A 21049-nucleotide genomic window follows, 5' to 3' on the forward strand; every position below is an offset into this window, starting at 1 on the left:
AATGCCTAAAAAGAAAGACGATAGTAAAAAACATAAAAAACCGAATGTCAACCCAAAATTAGAAGGCTTTGATGTAAAAATTGATTCCTTCGGTGAGATTCAAACTAGTTTTGATATTGATAAGATTAATCAATTCCTTAATGAAGAAGTTGAGGATAAAAAGCTGAAAGATAGGGATGATTTAGAGGATCTTAAAAAAGATAATGAAGAGGAGGAATAGCTATTCCTCTTTTTTTATTTCTTCACTTTTAATAGGTATATAAATTTCTACCTCTTTCTTGCCCCAACTTCTTGCAGCTTGAACATCTAAGCCCATATAAATATCAATTTTACGGGTCCAGCGCTTATTCATTTTATCTTTCACCAAATACGGCCCTTCTAATCCTTCAATCAAAACTGTATCGTTATGTTCTAAGAGCTCTTCTTTAAGAAAATCTCTCGAAATCGCGATAGATTGCATACCTGGCTTTAGCGTATCTCCCCATGCTGCAATACTTGGGTTTCTTTTCTTGGTTTGGCTTTCAACAGAATTATAGGCAGTAGCGGTTACTTGAATTGTATCATACAGTTGAACTTCTTCTTTTTCAGTTGACCCTTCCGGATTTCCACAACCCACCAATAGAAACAAAAATGCGAATTGAATTAAGCTACATGTAGATTTCTTAATCATCATAATTTAAATTGATTTATAAATACAATCTATACCCTCTATAATTGTTCGAATTAAGCTTCCTTCTGGGTTTCTAAAAATTAGTGTTCATATTTTAATAATATGCAAATAACTTATAGATTTAATAAATTTAGAAAACTTTAAAATTATGCATTCACAATCACACGAAGTAGATTATAAGATTTTAGGAGATGGCGTACAGCTGGTAGAAATAGAATTAGATCCTCAAGAAACCGTAATTGCTGAAGCCGGAGCTATGGTTTACATGGACAATGACATTCAATTTGAAACCAAAATGGGGGACGGTTCCAACCCTAATGAAGGTTTTATGGGTAAGTTACTTTCTGCTGGAAGTAGGATTTTTACTGGTGAGTCGCTCTTCATGACTCACTTTACACATAGAGGACAAGGTAAAGCCCATGTGGCTTTTGCTGGCCCATATCCTGGTACTGTAATCGCAATGGATTTAAAAAACCATTACAATAATGAGGTAATAGTTCAAAAGGATGGTTTTTTATGTGCTGCAATGGGTACTAAAGTTTCAATTACTTTAAATAGAAAATTAGGGTCTGGCTTATTAGGAGGCGAAGGTTTTATCATGCAAAAGTTACAAGGAAATGGAAAGGCTTTTGTGCACGCTGGGGGAACTGTAATTGAAAAACAATTAAATAATGAAACACTAAAAGTAGATACTGGCTGTGTAGTAGCTTATGAATCTTCTTTAGATTTTGACATTCAAGCAAGTGGAGGAATAAAGTCTATGTTATTCGGAGGGGAAGGTATTTTCCTGGCTACATTAAGAGGAACTGGTAAAGTTTGGTTACAATCTATGCCTATTAGAAAGTTAATTCAGGCTATTGCACCCTACAGTAAAAATTCAAGAAAAGAAGGTGGTTCCTTGTTAGGGGAATTCCTCGAAAGATAAGGAATGAAGCATTAAAAAGGGGACTTAAATTGGTTTAAGTGCCCTTTTCCCAATAGGCCTATTTTTCAATTCTGATAGGTATTGATTTTGGTTGCTCAGGATAGATTAATAGAACAGGCATTCCAGTAATATTTTCAACGAAAGGCTTTAAAATATCATGGCTCATGTTTTTAGCATCTGTTAATATTCCAGATTCCAGCGCAGCTATTTTTATTTGTTTTTCCGCTTTTGCGTAGACTTGATCTACAAATTCAGCCGCTTTTTTATCATCTCTGCTTGTTCTTAAATCATAAAACTTACTGTTTTCCAAATTCACTTTATAATAGCAGATTTCGGTTTGTGGCAATAAAATTGTTAACGTATCATTTTCAACCGAGATATCTTCTTTTTTCATTTTCATAAGGTCTAAACAAGCCACAGCCTCACCTTGAGCAATTAAAATTGCTTTCTGGTCTTGGCCTCCAGGAATATAAAAGTAACCTAAATCTAAATACCTTTTAGCTATGTTTTCTACTTCAACTACCTCTTTATAGTTATATTTCACTAATTCAAGCTTACCTAATTTTTCAATCTGCTGAAGAACTAAGGTATAATCAGTATTTACTTTTTCGGGACTTGTGTAATTACCCAGTCTTCTTAACCAAAGAAACACTAACAAAATCAATACTACTATCCAGGGAATTATTCGAAGGATTGCTTTAAAGTTCATCTAGTTTTATTAAGTTCGTTTTTGCTTTTAACACATTATTGAAATGCATTTTAAAGATAGCCTTAATCTATTGAAAAAGATAACATTTCGGAAAGCTACAAACGCTTTTCTGCTATGGTGGAGCTATCATCTTTCTAAACATTCCAGACAAGCTAATATAAAAGGGAAGCCTATTTCAATTTCAATTGAACCTACTACTTCATGCAATTTAAGGTGTCCGGAATGCCCAAGTGGATTACGCTCATTTACTCGGCCAGTGGGTATGCTAAAGCCTGATGCTTTTGAAAAGATGCTTGCACAGCTTAAAGATCATTTAATCTATATGTTATTCTATTTTCAGGGGGAGCCCTATGTGAATAAGAATTTTTTGGAGCTCGTAAAAATTGCTTCCAAGCATAAAATATATACCGCTACTTCAACAAATGCCCATTTTTTAGATGATGAAACCGCAAAGAAAACCGTGGAAAGTGGTTTGGACCGGTTAATTATTTCAATCGATGGAGCAAGTCAGGAAACGTATGAATCATATAGAATTGGTGGGAAACTTGATAAAGTATTAGAAGGTACGCAAAACGTGATGAAATGGAAGAAAACGTTAAAATCAAGTACTCCGCACGTTATTTTTCAGTTTTTGGTTGTAAAGCCTAATGAACAAGATATTCCAGCAATTTATGAATTAGCAAATAAATTGGGTGTTGATGAGGTCAAATTAAAAACAGCACAAATTTATGATTATAAAAACGGCTCACCGCTTATTCCTGATAATCCGAAATATAGCCGCTATAAAAAAATGACAGATGGTTTGTATGCTATAAAAAATAAATTGTTAAATCAGTGTTGGAAGATGTGGCATAGCTGTGTAATAACCTGGGACGGGCGGGTTGTTCCATGTTGTTTCGATAAAGATGCACAACATCAATTAGGAAATTTAAATCAAGAGAAATTTGAGGATGTCTGGAATGGGAAAGCCTATCAAAGCTTCCGAAATAAACTTTTAAAATCAAGAAGTGAAATTGATATTTGTACCAATTGTACTGAAGGTACTAAGGTATGGACTGATGCATAAAGCAATAAAGGCTTTCCGATAGACGTTTTACTGCAACTGATTTAAAATTCTTACATATTGGTCGAATTTGTACTAAAATACTTTAAAATTTCATTTTAATAGTTGAATTTAGTGTTTGGTAAAGTTATATTTACCAATTATTTATATATTGCATTGATATATAAGTGATTAAACAGTGTTTATTAAACGAATACAATAACAGGATATGAAAAAGTGTGTGTTTAAAATTCAATATGCTGTCCTTGCAGCGGCTGTGGCCGTTATTTCTGCATGTGGTGGCAGTAACAACCCTACCGCCAAAGGTCCAGGGGTGTTAAGTACTACAACAGGTTTGGAATACAATAGTGAAGAAGGCTTTCAGGTAGCTGAATTCCGTGGCCAACCTGATGGACCTAACTTGGTTTACATCGAAGGAGGTAGAACAGTTTTAGGTTCATTTGAAGAGGATATTCTTCATTCAAGAGATAATATAGAAAGAACAGTAACAGTATCTTCATTCTACATGGATGAAACTGAGGTTGCCAATATCCACTGGTTAGAGTTCTTACACTACGTAAAATTAGATTCATCTAGAGATTATTATGAATCTGTGAAACCAGATACTACAGTATGGGCTAAAAAATTAGCTTATAACGATCCTTATGTAGATCATTATTTAAGATACCCTGGTTTCAGATATCACCCAGTTGTAGGAGTTAGTTGGGAGCAAGCAACTGAATACTCTAAATGGAGATCTGTAATGGTAAATTATAAATTAGCTGAAGAGGCGGGAATTGAAGTCCCAGCGGAATCAGGTGGTAGAATTCCATTAGAAACAGGTGTTGTTTTACCAGATTATAGATTACCTACAGAAGCTGAGTGGGAATACGCAGCTACTGCATTAATTGGTACTCAATGGGTTGATGAAGTTCAACTTTATAAAAGAATTTATCCTTGGGATGGTCACTCATTAAGAAATCCTTATGGAAAAGAAATGGGTTACTTCTTAGCTAATTTTAAAAGAGGTAGAGGTGACTATGGTGGTATTGCCGGTAAATTAAATGATGGAGCGTTTGTAACAGATTATATTTACAACTATCCACCAAACGATTACGGTCTTTACAATATGGCTGGTAATGTTAATGAATGGGTATGGGATTTATACCGTCCATTATCATTCCAAGATTTTGAAGATTTAAACCCAGTAAGAAGAGATGGTACTTTAGATCCACAGTCTAACTACGACAATGGTGCTAATGATCCAAATACTATCAACTCATTAATCAACGACAACATTAGAGTTTACAAAGGAGGTTCTTGGGCAGATGTTGCTTATTGGTTATCTCCAGGTACAAGAAGATTTATTGAGCAGGATTCATCAACTGCAACAATTGGTTTCCGTTGCGCTATGATTAGAGCAGGAGGAAACAAATAATTGATATTCGTTTAATAACAAAAGAAAGGCTTACTCATATCGAGTAAGCCTTTTTTATTTTATAGTATTTAAAATTGAAGTGGTCACCCGCCACAACCTATAAATTTTTTGAAATCCATACCTTCAGGAAGCACGCCATTTCTTTCTTCATGATTTTCATTCTCCTCTTTTGGGTCTTGTTTATTTTCCTTTTGCTTATTTTTAATGTCTGAATTATTATTCTCTAGTTTCTTATTTTTTTCTTCTGATTTCATATTAATTATAACGGTATTAATATTTATTATGTTTTTTGATAGGAGTGATGGAAAGTTCGCTATCCAATAAAACCTTTTCTTTGTGCTTTTAGAGCCTTTTTGTATCTTTTGCCTTATAATTAATTAAAAGTAACCTCAATATGCTCAAAAAGAGAATCTTTGTAGGCTTGGCTATCAGTCTAGCACAAATTTTATTGTTTTATGGAGTTTACCAGTTGCTCTTTTTATTTGAGCCATTCCTTGGAGATGAAACGAAAAGAACTGTTTTTGAAAATCTATTCTTAGATTGGTTTTTTAATGATTATGTATTAGTATTTGCTCTTCTTATCATTTTACAAAATACCCTAATCATCATAACCTGGCGTAAAAACTGGACTCTAATTCTAAGAGTCATGACAAGTGTATTGCATGCTTTATTTTGGATTCAAAACATGGATACTCTATATAATGAGTCAATAATTTTAGGAATAACGGGTATTGTTTTAATCTGGCTAGGCCCAGGCTTTGAATCTATATTGATTAAATCATTCAATATTGAGCACCCTTATAGGGAACGCGATTATTATGAGGATTTAGATAAAAAGAAAGGCTAATTAAGAGGCCATTTCTTTGTATTGCATATTATGTAATTGATGATAGAATCCACCTTTATCAAGTAGTTCCTGGTGAGTTCCAGTTTCTTTAATTTCACCTTTATCTAAAACAATAATTTTATCTGCTTCTTGAATGGTAGATAATCGGTGAGCAATCACAATACTTGTTCTACCTTTCATCATTTTCTCAATTGCATTTTGAATCATTTCTTCGGTTTCAGTATCAACTGAGGAGGTAGCTTCATCCAGCACAATGATTTTCGGATTATACACCATAGCACGAACAAAGGAGATTAGCTGACGCTGACCAACAGAAAGTGTTGCTCCTCTTTCCATCACATTATAATTATACCCACCAGGTAACCTTTCAATAAACTTTCTTGCCCCTACTAATTCAGCAGCATCTTTTACTTGCTGTAAACTAATATCAGGATTACCTAAAGTTATGTTATATAGAATGGTATCAGAAAATAAGAAAACATCTTGTAATACCACTCCAATATTCTGACGAAGAGCATATAAATCAAATTCTTTAAGGTCCGTTTCATCTAAAGTGATTTTACCTTTTTGAATATCATAGAATCTACTTAATAAATTGATTACTGAAGATTTACCCGCTCCTGTGGCCCCTACTAATGCTACTGATTCTCCTTCTTTTACATCAAAAGAAATATTTTTAAGAACGGTTTCTCCCTCGTTGTAAGCAAACTCTACATTCTCAAAAGAAATATTCCCATTAATTTTTTCTGGAGCATAATTTCCATTATTTGGAATATGCTCTTTATTATCTAATAGATTTAATATTCTAGATGAACTTACGATACCCATTTGCAAAGTATTAAACCTATCTGCGATCATTCTTATCGGTCTGAAGAACATTTGTATATATAGAATGAAGGCTATGAGCATACCTAATGTTATACCCGTTTCTGCTTCGTTTACTACCCCTTTTGCTCCATACCACACTAATAAGCCAATACCAGTTGCTTGGATAACTTCCGCAACTGGGAAATAAATAGAATAGTATAATACAGATCTTATGTTCGCTTTTTTATGTTCATTATTAATTTTTTTAAATTCATCATATTCACGCTTTTCCGCAGTGAATATTTGTACAATTGACATGCCTGTAACGTGCTCTTGCACAAAGGAATTTAAATTAGAAACTGCATTACGTACTTCGTTGAAGGCTACTTTAACTTTTTCTTTAAAAATATAAGTACTAATGAAAAGTAGTGGTAGTGTTGCCAATGAAACCAAAGTAAGTTTCCAACTCATGGCAAACATCATCCCTAAAATGAATAATATTTGTAGTACATCTCCAATCATGGCAGCTAAACCTTGGCTGAATACATCAGATAAAGTTTCAACATCTGAAACATTTCTAGTCACTAATCTTCCAATCGGAGTTTTATCGAAGAATTTTAAGCGAAGATTTAATAAGTGCCGATACAATTTTATTCTAATATCCCGAATTATAAACTGACCTAGCCAGCCAGATAAATAGGTATGACCGTATTGAACAAGAGCTTGCATCACTAATAAACTCACTAAGATAATGGTCATATTAATGAGGCCTTGAAAATCGCCTTGAGCTATAGGATTATCTATGGCTTTTTGGATCACAAAGGGTCTTGCAGGAGCTAAAATAGCTAATGCCAAGGTAAGAAATACCAAGAAATAGAAACGACCCTGGTAGGGTTTTACAAATTTATATAAACGTCTTAAGACATTTGTGTCAATTATATTTCCGCTTTTAATATTATCCTGCTTCACCTTTCGCTTTTATAAATATATATTATTTGGGTATAAAACTTTAGTTAAATACAATCCATGTGGAGGCACTGCTCTACCTGCTGCTTTTCTGTCTTTTGATTCTATAATTTGATTAAATCTATCAATATCAATTTTACCTTCGCCCACATCCAACAGTGTTCCCACTATTGCCCTCACCATTCCTCTCAGAAACCGATTAGCTTTGATATGAAAAACCAAAGAGTCAACCTCTTGTTTCCAGAAAGCTTCAAATATATCACAGTTAAAAGTAAAAACATCTGTTTTCACCTTGCTAAAACTTTCAAAATCCTGATGCTGTAATAAAAGTTTTGCCGCTTCATTCATCTTATCTAAATCTAAAGGATGAACAAAATGATAAGTTTGATCTATCGCAAATGGATTTTTGTGTCTCGTAATATGATATTCATATGCCCTACTTTCAGCATCAAAACGAGCATGAGCTTCTGGTTTTACAGCTCTAACATCCTTTAAAGCTACGTCTTTAGGAAGCATTTTGTTGGCTTTATATAGCAATTGGTCAGCCGCTATATTTTCCTCAAAGTCAAAATGAAAAATTTGATCAGTAGCATGTACACCACTATCGGTTCTACCGCTACCAACTATTTCAGATTCTTTATTTAATATTTTGGAAAAAACTTCTTCCACTTTTTGCTGCACACCCATTGCGTTAGGTTGCTTTTGCCACCCATGGTAATTAGTTCCTTTATATGCTATTGTAAAAAAGTATCGCATGATTTAATCATGCAAATTTAAAGGAATTTGTAGCAGTAGCAGAATTAATGTAAGCTTTAAAAGTTTTTCATTTAAAGTTTCCAATTTAACCCAACATAAAAGTTTCTTCCAGGTGCTGGCTGATAATATCTTCCGCCAAAGGCATTAAGGTCATTCCCAAGGCTATATGTTGTGTCAAATAGATTTTCCATTCCGACAAAGAGTTTGATTTTAGCCTGTATTGGTAATTTGTACTCAGCATTCAAGTTTACCAAATGATAAGGGTCTGCAAATAATGTATTATCATCTCGCAATGGAATTTCACTTACATATCTATAATGAATATTTAGATTTACCTGATTAGTAATATCAAAATCAAAAACTTGATTAAAGGTATGTTGCGGAACACCTGTGAGTAAATTACCTGAAAAGTCTTCTTCCTCTTGTTGGTAATTATCAAAAGTAAATTCATAGAAATTATAACTTGTTCTGCTATTGATGTTTTTAATTATGGATTCTTCATTTTTATACAAAACAGCATTTATTCCAATTTCTGTTCCTAATTGATTGGTAGCACCCGCATTTCTAAATAAAACTACTCCATCAGGATTTGTGTAAGTGGTAATGGTTTCTCTTAAGCCAGCATAAAAAACAGTGGCATCAAACTGAATTTTGCGGCTATAATATTTATGACCTAATTCATAAGTTCTGCCTCTTTCAGCTTGAAGGTTCCGGTTTATGCTGCCTTCATTTGTTCTGATTTCATCCAGAGTTGGGCTTGAGAAGCCCTCACTTAATGAAGCAAAAGTCATATTTTGATCAGACCATTGATATTTTATGGCAGCACGAGGAATCAATTCATTATCAAAGTTTCTTGTAAACTGGAAAGGTTCTGCAAAGGCATTAACCACTCTATTGACCTGATATTCTAATAAGTTACTACTCAATCCAATTGTAAATTCCCACTTATCAATTCCGATTTGAGTTTGCAGAAAGAATAGTTTCCGATCAATATTTAATTCATCCGCAAACCTTATAGTATCCTTAACCCCATCTACATTTCCATAATTATTGGCTGAATTATCAGCGTATTGCCATTCCAAGCCTGCATCCCATTTCCATTCAAGAGTATTCAAATTCATGTCATAAGTCCATTGATGGCGCAATGCAAACTCTCTGTTTTGATCTTCCTTATAATCCAGTATAAATGGATTTTGAAACCAGGTATAGGTACCAGCAGCATTTGTAGATTGGCTTAAGTTTTCATTAAAAAAACTAGTATAGCCAATACCATAAAACAAGGTCTTTTGATCAATTGAAGAGTTTTGCGGTTCGCTCCCAGCTCTGGCTAGAGTAGGGTCTTCAGCAAATTGATCTGCATTTAAGCCACCAGGAATTTCGTAGAATAAATCATTATAGAGTAAATGGAGATCTAATTGGTTTTTCTCATTGATTTGGTATCGTGTTGAGAGCTGATAATTCTGTCTGTTTAATGAATTGTGATCCCGGTAGCCATCATTTTGTTGATGATCAAATGCATAAAAGGTTTTAAATTTTCCTGTTTCGAATTGCCCTTTTATACCTCCATTTAATTGATTGAAACTCCCAGCTGAAAGTTGAATTTCCAAAGGGCTGTAATTCGATACTGGAAAATTATTGATTTGCATTACTCCACCCAAGCCAGCTCCATACAGACTTCCAGCTGGGCCCTTTATTACTTCCAATTCTTGCATTTGAGTATTGCTCAAAAGGTTGAGTGCTGTAGACCCATTAGCTTCTGTAAAAGGTAATCCGTTCCAATAAACTTTAACGTCCCTCACTCCAAAGGGGGATCGTATTGAACTGCCTCTAATGCTCACCCTATAGCTAGAAACAGCTCGTTGTTCTAGGTTAACGCCAGGCAAAGTATTCCATGCCATTACAGGATTATGTGGTGAAAATTTATCTAACTCTTTAGGACTTAAATAAGCTATTGGGGCTGATTGTCGATTGATTTTTTCGCCCTTGCTGAAACCGGTGACAGTTACAACCTTTAGAATTGAATCATTATTGATTTCATTTTCTTGAGCTATCGAGAATTCTGAAATGAATAGAAGTGTAATAACTGCAAATAAAAAATTACGCATAAATAGTTATGAATAGATGTAAAAGTAAGCAACAAGAATAATAGGGAAGAGTTTAGAAAGGCTTACCAGCTACCACCAGCGCCACCTCCGCCAGTCATTCCACCACCGAAGCCGCCAAATCCACCTCCTCCGAAGCCGCCACCTCCAGAATTGAAATCACCGAAGGTTCCGCCATGTCTTCTGTTGCTGCTGCCTAATAACATCATGAGGGTTAAAAAGTCAAGGCTTCCGCCACCCATATGATGCCTTCTCACTCTTCTTATTTTCGAGATAATGGTGATGAATATAAAGAAGAAAATAAGAAATGCACCTAAGCCAATTCCTTTACCAGCATTATTATTTGTTATTTCATCAGCTGAATATTTTCCCGCTGCCAAATCAAAAATAACGTCTGTAGCTTTATCTAGTCCGCCATAATAATTATCATTTCTGAAAGCAGGTTTCATATAATCATTGATGATAGTACTGCCAGCTCCATCAGGAACTACATCTTCTAAACCGTAACCAGTGTTGATAAACATTTTACGATCTTGTATGGCCACAGTAATTAACAAGCCATTGTCTTTACCCGCTTGGCCTATTTTCCATTTGTCAAATACTTGAACACCGAATTGATTTGGGTCATATTGCCCATAAGTTGGAACAATTAAAATCACAACTTGAGTAGATGTACTATCATTATAAGCCCTTAATTTTCTTTCCAGTTGTTGTTGCTCACCTCTATTTAAAGTTTGGGTAAAATCATTTACCAATCGTGGAGGATTAGGTTTGTTCGGAATTACATCTTGTGCAATGGCAACATTAAAAATGAATAAGGCTAAAATGGAAAAGTAAATGTTTTTCATGCTTTAGTTTTACTGATTTTCGAGCCTTTAAGTTACAATCCTTATTTGTCATTATGATAATTAATGCAAAAATTATTAGCTAATAAATTTAGCTAAAAACTAATTAAATTAGTAATTTTAGACTGTGAAATCAGATCAAAACATAAAAGGAAGAGGAGCACAGCACAAATTATCTAATTCATATTTAAAACAAGAATTCACAACAGAATGGGACGAGGGAATAGATGAGTACACTCATTTAGAAAAACCTAAAACTCAGATTTTTTATGAATACCCTAAGAAGATCATTAATAAAGTTAGTAGCCCTGATGTTGGGATGGAGTATTCAATAAATCCTTATCAAGGCTGTGAACACGGATGTGTATATTGTTATGCACGCAATTCACATGAATATTGGGGTTGGGATGCAGGTTTAGATTTTGAATCAAAAATAATAGTAAAAAAGAATGCACCATCATTACTTGAAAAAGAACTTTTACATAAAAACTGGAAAGTAAAGCCCATTGTATTATCAGGAAACACAGACTGTTATCAGCCGATCGAAAAGAAATTAAGAATTACCAGGTCCTTATTACAGGTATTAGCAAAATATCGACATCCTGTAGGAATTATTACTAAAAATGTAGCCGTATTAGATGATCTAGATATTTTAATTGATCTAGCAAAAGATAATTTGATCAGAGTTATTTTTTCCATTACCAGTTTAGATGAAAAACTGAGATCCGTATTAGAGCCCAGAACTGCATCAGCCGCTAAAAAACTAAATGCCATTAAGGTTTTGAGTGAATCAGGAATTCCTGTATCAGTTATGAATGCTCCTATTATTCCTGGCTTAAATCACCATGAAATACCAGAAATCATAAAGAGGTCAGCCGAACATGGTGCAATAGATGCAGGTTATACAGTGGTGCGTTTAAATGGTAGAATAGCCGAAATTTTTAAAAAGTGGTTAGAGAATTATTTTCCCGATCGATTTGAAAAAGTATGGCACCAGATACAAAATTTACACAATGGAAATGTTAATGATTCCAATTGGGGTCAAAGAATGAAAGGGAATGGAAATGAATCTGATATTATCAAACAACTATTTTATATGGCAAAAAGAAAGCATATGAATTCAACTCAAAAAATTGAACTGAATACAAATGCTTTCAGAAGAGGAGGGGCTTACACTTTATTTTAGCTAACCTCCAAAATGATTTTCCCTATATGTTGGCTGCTTTCCATCAATTCATGCGCCTTTGCAGCATCTTTTAAAGGAAAGCTTTTATAAATCACAGGTTTTATTTCTCCCGACTCTATTTTTGGCCAAATATATTGCTTTAAATTAATGGCAATTTCGCCTTTAAACTCCGGAGACCGTGCTCTTAAAGTGGAACCTGTTATGGTTAATCGTTTCACCATTAATTTTTTCATATTGATTGTAGATTCAGCATTTTTCATGGCATTAATAATTACCAATCTGCCATCAGGGTTTAATATATTAAGGTTCTTGGCTGTATAATCACCCCCAACCATATCTAAAATAACATCAACTCCTTTATCCTTCAAAACCTCCTCAAAATCTGCCTCTTTATAATCTATAGAAATATCTGCCCCTAATTTATCAGTATAATCACACTTTTCCTTTGTACCCGCAGTGGTGTAAACCGTACCTCCCATACTTTTTACCATTTGAATGGCGCTTACTCCAATACCTGATGTTCCACCATGAACTAAGAAGGATTCCCCCTTTTTGAAATGGCCTCTATCAAAAACATTTGACCATACAGTAAAGAAAGTTTCTGGAAGCGAGGCAGCTTCTTTAAAGTCTATTCCTTGTGGAATAGGAAGACATTGTAATGCTGGAGCTACCACTTCTGTTGCATATCCTCCACCCGCTACTAAGGCACAAACCTTATCACCAACTTTCCAATCATTTACATCTTCACCTATGGCTTTTATTATTCCCGCTACTTCTAAACCTGGAATATCATCTGGAGCACCAGCAGGAGCAGGGTATCCCCCCATTCTTTGAAAAACATCTGGTCTATTGACTCCTGCAGCTTTAACTTCAATTAAAACTTCTCCTTTTCCAGCTTTTGGGCTTTCTTTATCTTCAATTTGTAATACTTCTGGTCCTCCGGGCTTTTTGATTGTAATGGCTTTCATATTATTGGTTTAAATAGGAAACTATTTTAATAGAAGTTATACGGTCAAATAGGAAATTGTTGTGGAATTATTAAATATTAGAATGGATATCCTATGCCAAAATTCCAGTTGATATTTTCTTGTCGCCAGCTTTTGTTTCCTAGTTGAAAACTATCTTGCCATTCAAAGCCTGTAGGTGTTGGTTTTCTTATTTGTGCGGCCACATCTAATCGAATAACAAAAAACTCAATATCAAGCCTTAAACCTAAACCAGAGCCTATTGCCATTTCATTGATCCAGTTTGAGCTAATTTGACCATTTCTGTTATCATCATTTCTTAGCCACACATTACCTGCATCAGTGAATACAGCTCCCTTTAGATATGAAATAAGGGGAAAGCGATATTCAATATTAGCTTCAATTTTTATATCTCCAGCTTGATCAAAAAAGCTAGTTCCGTCCGTTGTATTTGATGGCTGATAATTTCCTGGCCCTAAACTTCTGATTGGAAATGCGCGAACAGAATTGGGTCCGCCTGCAAAATACTGCTTAGCATAAGGTAGGCTTACTGAATTTCCATAAGGCAATCCTAAACCTGTAAAAATTCTGCTCACTAACCTGCTTTTTTCTCCTATATTTTGATAATGTCTTAAGTCAAAATCAAAACGTGAGAATTGTGCATATGACTGGCCCCAGAATCTTTTGTTGTCTCCTTTTACTCCTCCTAAATTTTGGATTAAAGCTAATGTGTTTCCTGAAAAGTCTGCGCCAAAAGCAAAGTAAAAACGGCTTGATCTTTTGTTATCAATCAATTGATTTAATTGAAAGTTATAAGTTAAACCTGGTATAAATTGCTGTTCAAAACTTCTTGCTAGGAAAGGATTTGCTGACAATAGATTTAAGAAAGCACTGCTTTCATTACCCACATCTATATAGTTAATGGAAATCGGATTTAAATTATGAGTAATGTATAAATTTGGACTCCATTCAAATCCATAAACAGCTAAAAATGAATTTAAATTGAACCACTGTGATCTGTTGAGTAAGTCATAGGATAGTTTAAATTTTGTGGAGGGAACAGAATAAATAAACCGATCCTTTAGAGGAAATAAAGAAATTAACCTTGGTACTATAAGTTCAGCCGCCACTCCTGTTTCAATGCTGTTAAGGCCAGTTGAGATATTACCCCTATTTATTTGCGCTTCATAGCCTACTTTACTGCTTAGGCGAAGTGCTTCTCCACCCTTAAATAAGTTTCTATTTAAATATTCAAAGTTTAAAGAAGGACCTACAAAATTATTTGATTTACTAACAGCTTGAAGTTCCGACCGAAAAGAACGTTTGCTCAATGGAGATAAATATATACTTGCATCAAGTTTCCCTATTCCATTTTCAATCAAGCTATCTTCTTGGTATCGGATATTGATAAACCTGTAAGTTTTTAGTTGATTTAAACGTTTATTGGTCCACCTTTCGTTGAGAGGATTATAATTTTCTCCTTCTTTCATAAAAAGGTAGGGATGCATTCTATCAGCTCGAAAAAAATTATGGGATTGAATAAATTCTATTCCCTCAATTGAAGTGGTATCATTTAATTGGCTGCTATCATTTGAATTTAGGGAATAATTAGGATAGATTTTTATATCATCAATTTTATAAGGAATTAAAGCTAATTCTGAAACTGATTTTTTCACACTTAGCTTTAAGTTAGCATGATGTGGTAAGCTTGTATTTAGAGTGTCTGCTTCAAAAATCAAATTATCAGCAGTGAAATAATAATATCCATTAGATCTCAAATAATAAGAAACCTCATCACGTGTATTTTTCAACTTTTGAAGTGAAAAAGGGGAATTTGCTTTGATTGGCTTTTCTTCACGTAAAAAGAGTGTTACAAGACTATCAAATTCATTTTTTCCAATTCTTTCATATTTAACATCACTAATGATTAATCTATTAGCGACTTTAACATCATATTGAATTAATGCAGTGTTTTTATTCTCTATTACCCGATGATTAATTTTATTATTGTAGTAGCCTAAGTTTTCCAATCGATTGTTTATCAACTTTTCTACGCTATTTATATTTACATCCTCGAGTAAAACTTCTTTTTCCCCAATTTTTTTATTGATCCATTTTGCTAAGAATTTAGCGCTGCTATCCTGAACTTTTTGGTTGGCCCATAAGCCAATTCTCATTCCACCAATTTTCTCGTTAGGTTTTGGTCGATTTACTTCAGCTAAACTGTTAAGTATCTCCTGTTTAAAATTCACCTTATCTGTTTGCTCTAATTTTATTTTTCTTCCTAGATATAGCTTTTCACCTTCAGCTAATTTTTTAGTGGTATTGCAAGCAATGAATGCAACACTTCCGGATAGAAAAAGGGCGATATGGATAAGCTTTATTTTCAATTATCTTCTTCAGAATTGCTTTGCCATAATTCATTAAACTTCTCAAATTCTTTACTGAATTGAATGGAGATTCCTGTAATAGTAACTTTTCCTTCAATTAAGCCTTCAAATTCATTTTTGCGGTAACCTTTGAGTCTATATCTACCATCTTCAGTCAATAAATATTCTACTAAAATATTACCAATTATATCCGTAGCTTGTTGATTAGTTCTTTGTTGTCCTTCCAGATCAACCTGACTTCCAACTTCCACTCTAAATCGGTTATTAAATAGGTTTTTACTCAGGCTTAAATCTAGCTGAGTTCGATCTTGAGCAGTGCCGCTTTGGTAGTCTTCATAGGAATTTAAATCTAAGTTTAGATTTACGCCTTTTACATACTGATTGCTTAATTTGTTGAGTTGATTACTTAAAATTTGACTGGCACTACTTCTAGCTATAGCTTCTGAGTTTGTGCCATTACTGCTACTTCCAGTAGGAAAAAATTGATTGAGCACTAATAATGAAAACACCTGTTTATTCAGTCTATTTTCATCAGCATTAATGAACTGAATTTGTTGATACACATTTCCTCCTAATGCACCTTTACTATTTTGAGGCATGTCTAATCCAAATGAAATTTCTGGTTTCGTTAAATTTCCGTCCACAAAAAGTTGGACTAGAAAAGGCAACCTTTGTTTATATTGAGTTTTTATTTGTGAGGATGCAGAAGAAATTTGGTCTTCCATTAAAGTATTTACCGCTGTTTCAGTTTTATATATAGCAGTTAAATCCAAGGAAGCTTCATAAGGATCACCAGACCAACTGATTCTACTGCCAGATTCAATATCAAATCTTCTTTTTACTAGATCGTATAAACTTAATTGATAATATCCATTATCCACTTCCACATTACCGTTTAGGCTTATGGCGCCATTCTTACGCATGCTAAAATTTAAATCTGTATCGCCAGAAACTGTTAGATAATCACCTCTTTGTTGGTCAACAATCACCTTGAATTTTGCATTTTTATCTGTTGTTATAAAAGCATTAATATCAAGTCCTTCAATATCAGAGTTTCTGCTTAATTCTTCAGATTCAGATTTTAATGTATCAGAGGCTTGGTATGCTTTTTTAAAGCGTACTATTCCTTTTTGTTCAATTATATCTATTTCACTTTCAGGAATAATATAGACTAAATCCGTTTTTTCATTAAGTCCAATATTTGCCTGAAGTTTTGATTGATTTAGACTTCCTACCCAATTTAAATCTGCGTTGAAGAATGCCTGACCATAAAATAAATCACTTTCTTTTTGAGTAGTATTCAACAACTGAAAGTTTTCAGCTTTTAGCTTTAGGTCGAAGGCAGGATTAAAAATGTTTTTAGTTGTAAATCTTCCATTAAGAACTAGTTTGTTTTTCTGCTGATCCAGTATAGTAAAGTTGTTCAATACTATTTTTTCGTTTTTTAGATTTATTTCTTCATCAGGTAATTCGTATGCCATATTAAGATATGGAAAGAATAAGGAAGCGGATTCAAATTTTAAATTTCCACTATAATCAAATTTTTCTGTATTACCTTTTATGTTGAATTTACCTATTAAGTTTCCACTTGTTTCTCGAATTAAACCTTCTGAAAAACTTGCTAAAAATGGTAGTGAAACACTGTCCATATCTAATTTAATATCAAAAGTTGGTAATTCATCATTCAAATCTAACCATCCTTCAGATCGTAGACTTACTTCACCTACAGAATTGACATTAAACTGATACCTGTTTTCCTTATTTTGCTGTGCATTTACATTCAATACCCCAACAGCATTATTGTATATTTTCAGGCTATCAATTTTTAAATCTGAAGTAAATGAATTTAGATCTTTCAAATTATTGAGGCGGATATCTCCATCTAAAATTCCATTTACAGGACTTTCCTCTGCATTGATAATGGCAAAAATGTTTTCGATTCGAAAGTTTTCAAAGTCTAAGTTAAGTGAAGTAATAGCATTATTGATTGTGGTCTTTAATTCAAAATATTGCTTATTTCTTTCGAAAATCAGGTTTTGAATTTTAACACTGGAGGCATCAAAATAAATCTCGTTTTCGGGATGTATTTCCCATTTTTCAGCATTGAGAATTAAGTTTTCATTTTTGATAGACCAAAAAAGTGAATCTGATTTTCTAAGTGCTACTGCATTAACAGAGAATAAACTATCAGCCAACTCATCTTGCAAAAAAAGATTAAAAAATGCTTTTTCAGGTGTAATATCAGTGCTTAATTGAGTTGGAAAAATACTGATATCACCTGAATTGATTCTTTTGAAATTTGTGTTAATGTGAAACTCATCAGCTGAATTATCAAGCTTTATTGAGAGACTATCTAAATCGATATTTCCATAATGAAACTTTTCGATACTTAAGTTAAAATCAATCAATTCATTTTCGCTATTATATTTCCCTTTCCCTACCACAGGCTTAAAGTTTACATCAGCGGGTAGAAGAGAAGAAATGCTTTGATTATCTTTTAAATTCAAATTAAAAGATAAATCCATAGGGTTTTCAGTATTATCTACTTCAAATATTTTAGCCTTTTGGAGTTTTGATGCCTCTAAATTGTAGTTAGATAATTCCTGAAAGCTATGGTTAAGTTTTATATCAATAAATGATTCATCTAAACTCAAATAAGCATAAGAGTTTATTGTAGAATTATACGCTTCAAATAATACAGGAGGAAATGAATAGCTTTGGTTTGTACTAGTGATTTTTGTATCTGTAAGATTTCCTTTTATTAACTGATAAGCACTATCCAGTTCAATATTTATATCTGTTTTTGTAGCTGCAAAGACAGCACTATCAGCAATGCCAAAAGCGAATAGATCTAATTTCTTTATATCTGCATTAATGTTTAGCTTTTGCTTTACCGTATCAATATATCCAGTAGTTTTGAAGGACAGGTCGGCTATAGCATCTGAATAATCAGTATTTAAAATGAATTCGTTCTTAATGAGAGAGGCATTTAGACTTATACTTTCCATTTGATTAGATAAATAACTGAAATTATTAATAGCCATAATCAGATTGGTATTCATATCTTTTGGAATAAGTCCTTCACCCTCAATTTTCAAATCAATATCTGCTGTATTAAATTTTACGGTATCCTGAAGCCACTTTCCCAATTCTAGTTTTGATAATTTAATTTGGGCCTTATAATCACTAGGACTGTTCGTATTGTAATTCCCTTTAATATCTATTGAACTTTTCTTATCAAGTAAAGCAATTAAATCAGTACTTATTATACCATTTTTATAATTTCCTTTAGCGTTTAATTCTACCTTTTTAGGATAGTGGTCAGGATACTTAATTGGTATTAAATCATTAAAATCTGAAATAGAAGTGTTAAGGTTAAGATTTTGAATCGATGCAGAAAGGTTTTCTACATTTTGCCAATTATTGATTTCAGATTTGATAGATAGAGAACTTTCTTTCCCATATAATAAATGCAATTGCTCTACATCTAGTGAGTTTTCATTTCCTTTTATACCACCATAAATTTTGATTGGTGATTTTGATAATGCTATAATTGTGCTGTCTTTGGCTAAGTCAGGAGAAAAATAATAAGCATCTCTAATATTTAAAGAAGTAGGTAACTGTACTTTTAAATTAAAATCTGTTTTATGAAAGCTTCCTTTGATTAATGAATCTATAGAATTGTACTTTACTTTTAAATTTGATTGTAATATAGAATGATTAGTTTCTAAGTTAATGTCACTAATTGAAATAGTATTATTATCTAGTATAATCCCTCCTGATAAGGTTTTTAATTGAAATTGATCTTGATCTTTAGCATTGAATTGGAATGACGAAATATTAATATTATTCGGTTTGTAACGGCCTTCATCTATATGAAAACCTATATTTTGGTAGGCTAAATAATCAGGATTAAAATAAGGACTAGGTTGAGAATTAGGAAATGATTTAATAATTAAATCCGCTAAATTGAAATTAAATTTGTCAAATTGAAACTGGTAGTCAGGAAATTCGAATTTGGAAGGAGCCTTATTTTTTTCAGAAGAGGAAGAATCATTTGTTTGAGCTAAAGTCATATGAAAATGATCAATCTGGTTATCAAAACTTCCAATAGATAGGGAATTAGTTTTTAGATTTAATTGAGCGTTTTCTAGCTTAATGAAATTAATAAAAGAATTGATATTTAAGCTATCAAAAATGGTATTATACCTTAAATTAATATCTCGAAAATTAAGCGTACTTAACTTAATCTTAGGTAGAATAACTTCAGATGTATCATTCACTGATTCAGAAAAGGGCTTAACTTGAGAATAGCCTCCGTTGAGCCCAGTAATTGCAAAATTATCAACATTAAATTCCATACTATCTAAATTGAAATCACTAAAAGCAAGCTTTAATTTTTTCAATTTTAAATAGGTTTTCAATCCCACTGCAATGTTTTTATACCCTAAGTCAATATTATTTAAAGTGATATTATCAACAATAATAGAAGTGGGGGATGTGTTTTCACTCTTTTCATTCTGCTTAGTATTTTGCTCGGAAGAAAAGGCTTCAATTATGAATTGATAATTAAAGCTGCTATCGGGTAATTGATTATATACTCTTGCAGTTATACCGTCAAGTTCTAAAGATTTAACATATATATTTCCATCTATTAATGGTTTCCAGGCAAGATCCACTAAAATTGATTTTGCATATAAAAGGGTGTCATTCCGTTGGTCTTCAGCATATATTCCTTCTATCTGGGCAGCACCTAAAAATGTAATGTACAGTTTATTAATCTCAAACTTTGTGTGCGTTTTATCGCTCACATAATTTGTAGCATAATTTGTGATTTTTTGCTGAACTGATGGAATTCTTAAGGAAAATATGAAGACCACAAATAGCAATACAATGCTAGCTACTATATATGATATGATCTTTGCGGTTCTTTTCAAGTCTGATTAAAATACAATCTTAATGAGTTATAAGAGTATTTCCTAACGAGAACAACTATTAGAAGATGTATTGTTTAAAAAAGGGATTCCCGATTTACGTAAAACAATACCGCCCAAAATATTAAGGCGGCCCATAAAAAGATTACCAGTATTCCGAAGAACCAATTTTTTTGATTAGTAAACTTATGTTCTTTTGCCAAAGCACGACAATACGCCATTACATCTTTGGGAATGAGTTTGATAATGAAAAAAATTAAAATTGGAAGAAGAACAAGGTCATCTAAAATTCCAAGTATAGGAATGAAGTCAGGAATTAAATCAATTGGGCTAAAAGCATAAGCTAAAACAAAAATGATTAATGCCTTTACATACCAGGCAACTAAATTCTTAACCAATGCAATTTGTAAAGCACTTATTTCATTAAAGAGTCTATTCGCCCAGGATTTTAATTTTTAATAGAAGTT

General features: G+C 33.1%; 16 protein-coding genes and 1 pseudogene. 6 read left to right on the top strand and 11 right to left on the bottom strand.

Going from position 1 to position 21049, the window contains the following annotated elements; genetic code table 11:
* Nucleotide 1: 1 nt before the first annotated feature.
* Nucleotides 2-220: a hypothetical protein gene (locus QYS48_RS07050; RefSeq protein ID WP_308358133.1), complete on the top strand. Its 219-nt coding sequence runs from the start codon at nt 2-4 to the stop codon at nt 218-220.
* Here QYS48_RS07050 and QYS48_RS07055 read toward each other — a convergent pair whose 3' ends face one another.
* Complete coding sequence (locus tag QYS48_RS07055) at nt 221-673, bottom strand: hypothetical protein (RefSeq protein WP_308358134.1); 453 nt, start codon at nt 671-673, stop codon at nt 221-223. It abuts the gene before it with no gap.
* A gap of 145 nt (nt 674-818) precedes the next feature.
* Between QYS48_RS07055 and QYS48_RS07060 the strand changes: the two genes are divergently transcribed.
* The gene (locus tag QYS48_RS07060; RefSeq protein WP_308358135.1) at nt 819-1595 is read left to right on the top strand and encodes a TIGR00266 family protein; all 777 of its coding nucleotides are present in this window, start codon (nt 819-821) and stop codon (nt 1593-1595) included.
* A gap of 58 nt (nt 1596-1653) precedes the next feature.
* Here QYS48_RS07060 and QYS48_RS07065 read toward each other — a convergent pair whose 3' ends face one another.
* The gene (locus QYS48_RS07065; protein ID WP_308358136.1) at nt 1654-2304 is read right to left on the bottom strand and encodes a DUF4230 domain-containing protein; all 651 of its coding nucleotides are present in this window, start codon (nt 2302-2304) and stop codon (nt 1654-1656) included.
* 43 nt (nt 2305-2347) lie between these two features.
* On the opposite strand from QYS48_RS07065, the gene QYS48_RS07070 reads away from it, so the two are divergent.
* Nucleotides 2348-3370, top strand: coding sequence for a radical SAM/SPASM domain-containing protein (locus tag QYS48_RS07070; protein WP_308358137.1), 1023 nt, complete (start codon nt 2348-2350; stop codon nt 3368-3370).
* Nucleotides 3371-3575: 205 nt separating this feature from the next.
* A complete protein-coding gene (gldJ, locus tag QYS48_RS07075) occupies nt 3576-4784 on the top strand; it encodes a gliding motility lipoprotein GldJ (protein ID WP_308358138.1) in 1209 nt (402 codons plus the stop codon).
* 83 nt (nt 4785-4867) lie between these two features.
* Here gldJ and QYS48_RS07080 read toward each other — a convergent pair whose 3' ends face one another.
* Nucleotides 4868-5038 (bottom strand): hypothetical protein, encoded by a 171-nt coding sequence (locus QYS48_RS07080; RefSeq protein WP_308358139.1) that lies wholly within the window; start codon nt 5036-5038, stop codon nt 4868-4870.
* Between the two features lie 140 nt (nt 5039-5178).
* On the opposite strand from QYS48_RS07080, the gene QYS48_RS07085 reads away from it, so the two are divergent.
* Nucleotides 5179-5631, top strand: coding sequence for a hypothetical protein (locus QYS48_RS07085; protein WP_308358140.1), 453 nt, complete (start codon nt 5179-5181; stop codon nt 5629-5631).
* Here QYS48_RS07085 and QYS48_RS07090 read toward each other — a convergent pair whose 3' ends face one another.
* The 4 genes from QYS48_RS07090 to QYS48_RS07105 form a co-directional block, all read right to left on the bottom strand.
* On the bottom strand, nt 5632-7407 hold the full coding sequence (locus QYS48_RS07090; RefSeq protein ID WP_308358142.1) for an ABC transporter ATP-binding protein: 1776 nt from the start codon (nt 7405-7407) through the stop codon (nt 5632-5634).
* A gap of 9 nt (nt 7408-7416) precedes the next feature.
* Nucleotides 7417-8160: a tRNA pseudouridine(38-40) synthase TruA gene (gene truA, locus QYS48_RS07095; RefSeq protein WP_308358143.1), complete on the bottom strand. Its 744-nt coding sequence runs from the start codon at nt 8158-8160 to the stop codon at nt 7417-7419.
* A gap of 71 nt (nt 8161-8231) precedes the next feature.
* Complete coding sequence (locus tag QYS48_RS07100; protein ID WP_308358144.1) at nt 8232-10265, bottom strand: TonB-dependent receptor; 2034 nt, start codon at nt 10263-10265, stop codon at nt 8232-8234.
* Between the two features lie 62 nt (nt 10266-10327).
* A complete protein-coding gene (locus QYS48_RS07105) occupies nt 10328-11110 on the bottom strand; it encodes a TPM domain-containing protein (RefSeq protein ID WP_308358145.1) in 783 nt (260 codons plus the stop codon).
* A gap of 124 nt (nt 11111-11234) precedes the next feature.
* Here QYS48_RS07105 and QYS48_RS07110 point away from each other — a divergent pair, with 124 nt between their 5' ends.
* Nucleotides 11235-12293, top strand: a complete 1059-nt coding sequence (locus tag QYS48_RS07110) for a PA0069 family radical SAM protein (RefSeq protein ID WP_308358146.1) — start codon at nt 11235-11237, stop codon at nt 12291-12293.
* On the opposite strand, the gene QYS48_RS07115 is transcribed toward QYS48_RS07110, so the two are convergent.
* The 4 genes and pseudogenes from QYS48_RS07115 to QYS48_RS07130 all read right to left on the bottom strand — a co-directional run.
* Nucleotides 12290-13261: an NAD(P)H-quinone oxidoreductase gene (locus tag QYS48_RS07115; RefSeq protein WP_308358147.1), complete on the bottom strand. Its 972-nt coding sequence runs from the start codon at nt 13259-13261 to the stop codon at nt 12290-12292. The two genes, QYS48_RS07110 and QYS48_RS07115, sit on opposite strands and share 4 nt — an antisense overlap.
* Before the next feature lie 77 nt (nt 13262-13338).
* Entirely contained in the window at nt 13339-15648 is a 2310-nt protein-coding gene (locus tag QYS48_RS07120) for a BamA/TamA family outer membrane protein (RefSeq protein ID WP_308358148.1), read from the bottom strand.
* Nucleotides 15645-20585 (bottom strand): translocation/assembly module TamB domain-containing protein, encoded by a 4941-nt coding sequence (locus tag QYS48_RS07125; protein WP_308358149.1) that lies wholly within the window; start codon nt 20583-20585, stop codon nt 15645-15647. Before QYS48_RS07125 ends, QYS48_RS07120 begins: the two co-directional genes overlap by 4 nt.
* Before the next feature lie 215 nt (nt 20586-20800).
* Nucleotides 20801-21001: pseudogene (locus tag QYS48_RS07130) on the bottom strand (YkvA family protein); the annotation flags it as partial.
* Nucleotides 21002-21049 lie beyond the last annotated feature (48 nt).

The organism is Marivirga arenosa (assembly GCF_030503895.2).
GTDB lineage: Bacteria > Bacteroidota > Bacteroidia > Cytophagales > Cyclobacteriaceae > Marivirga > Marivirga arenosa.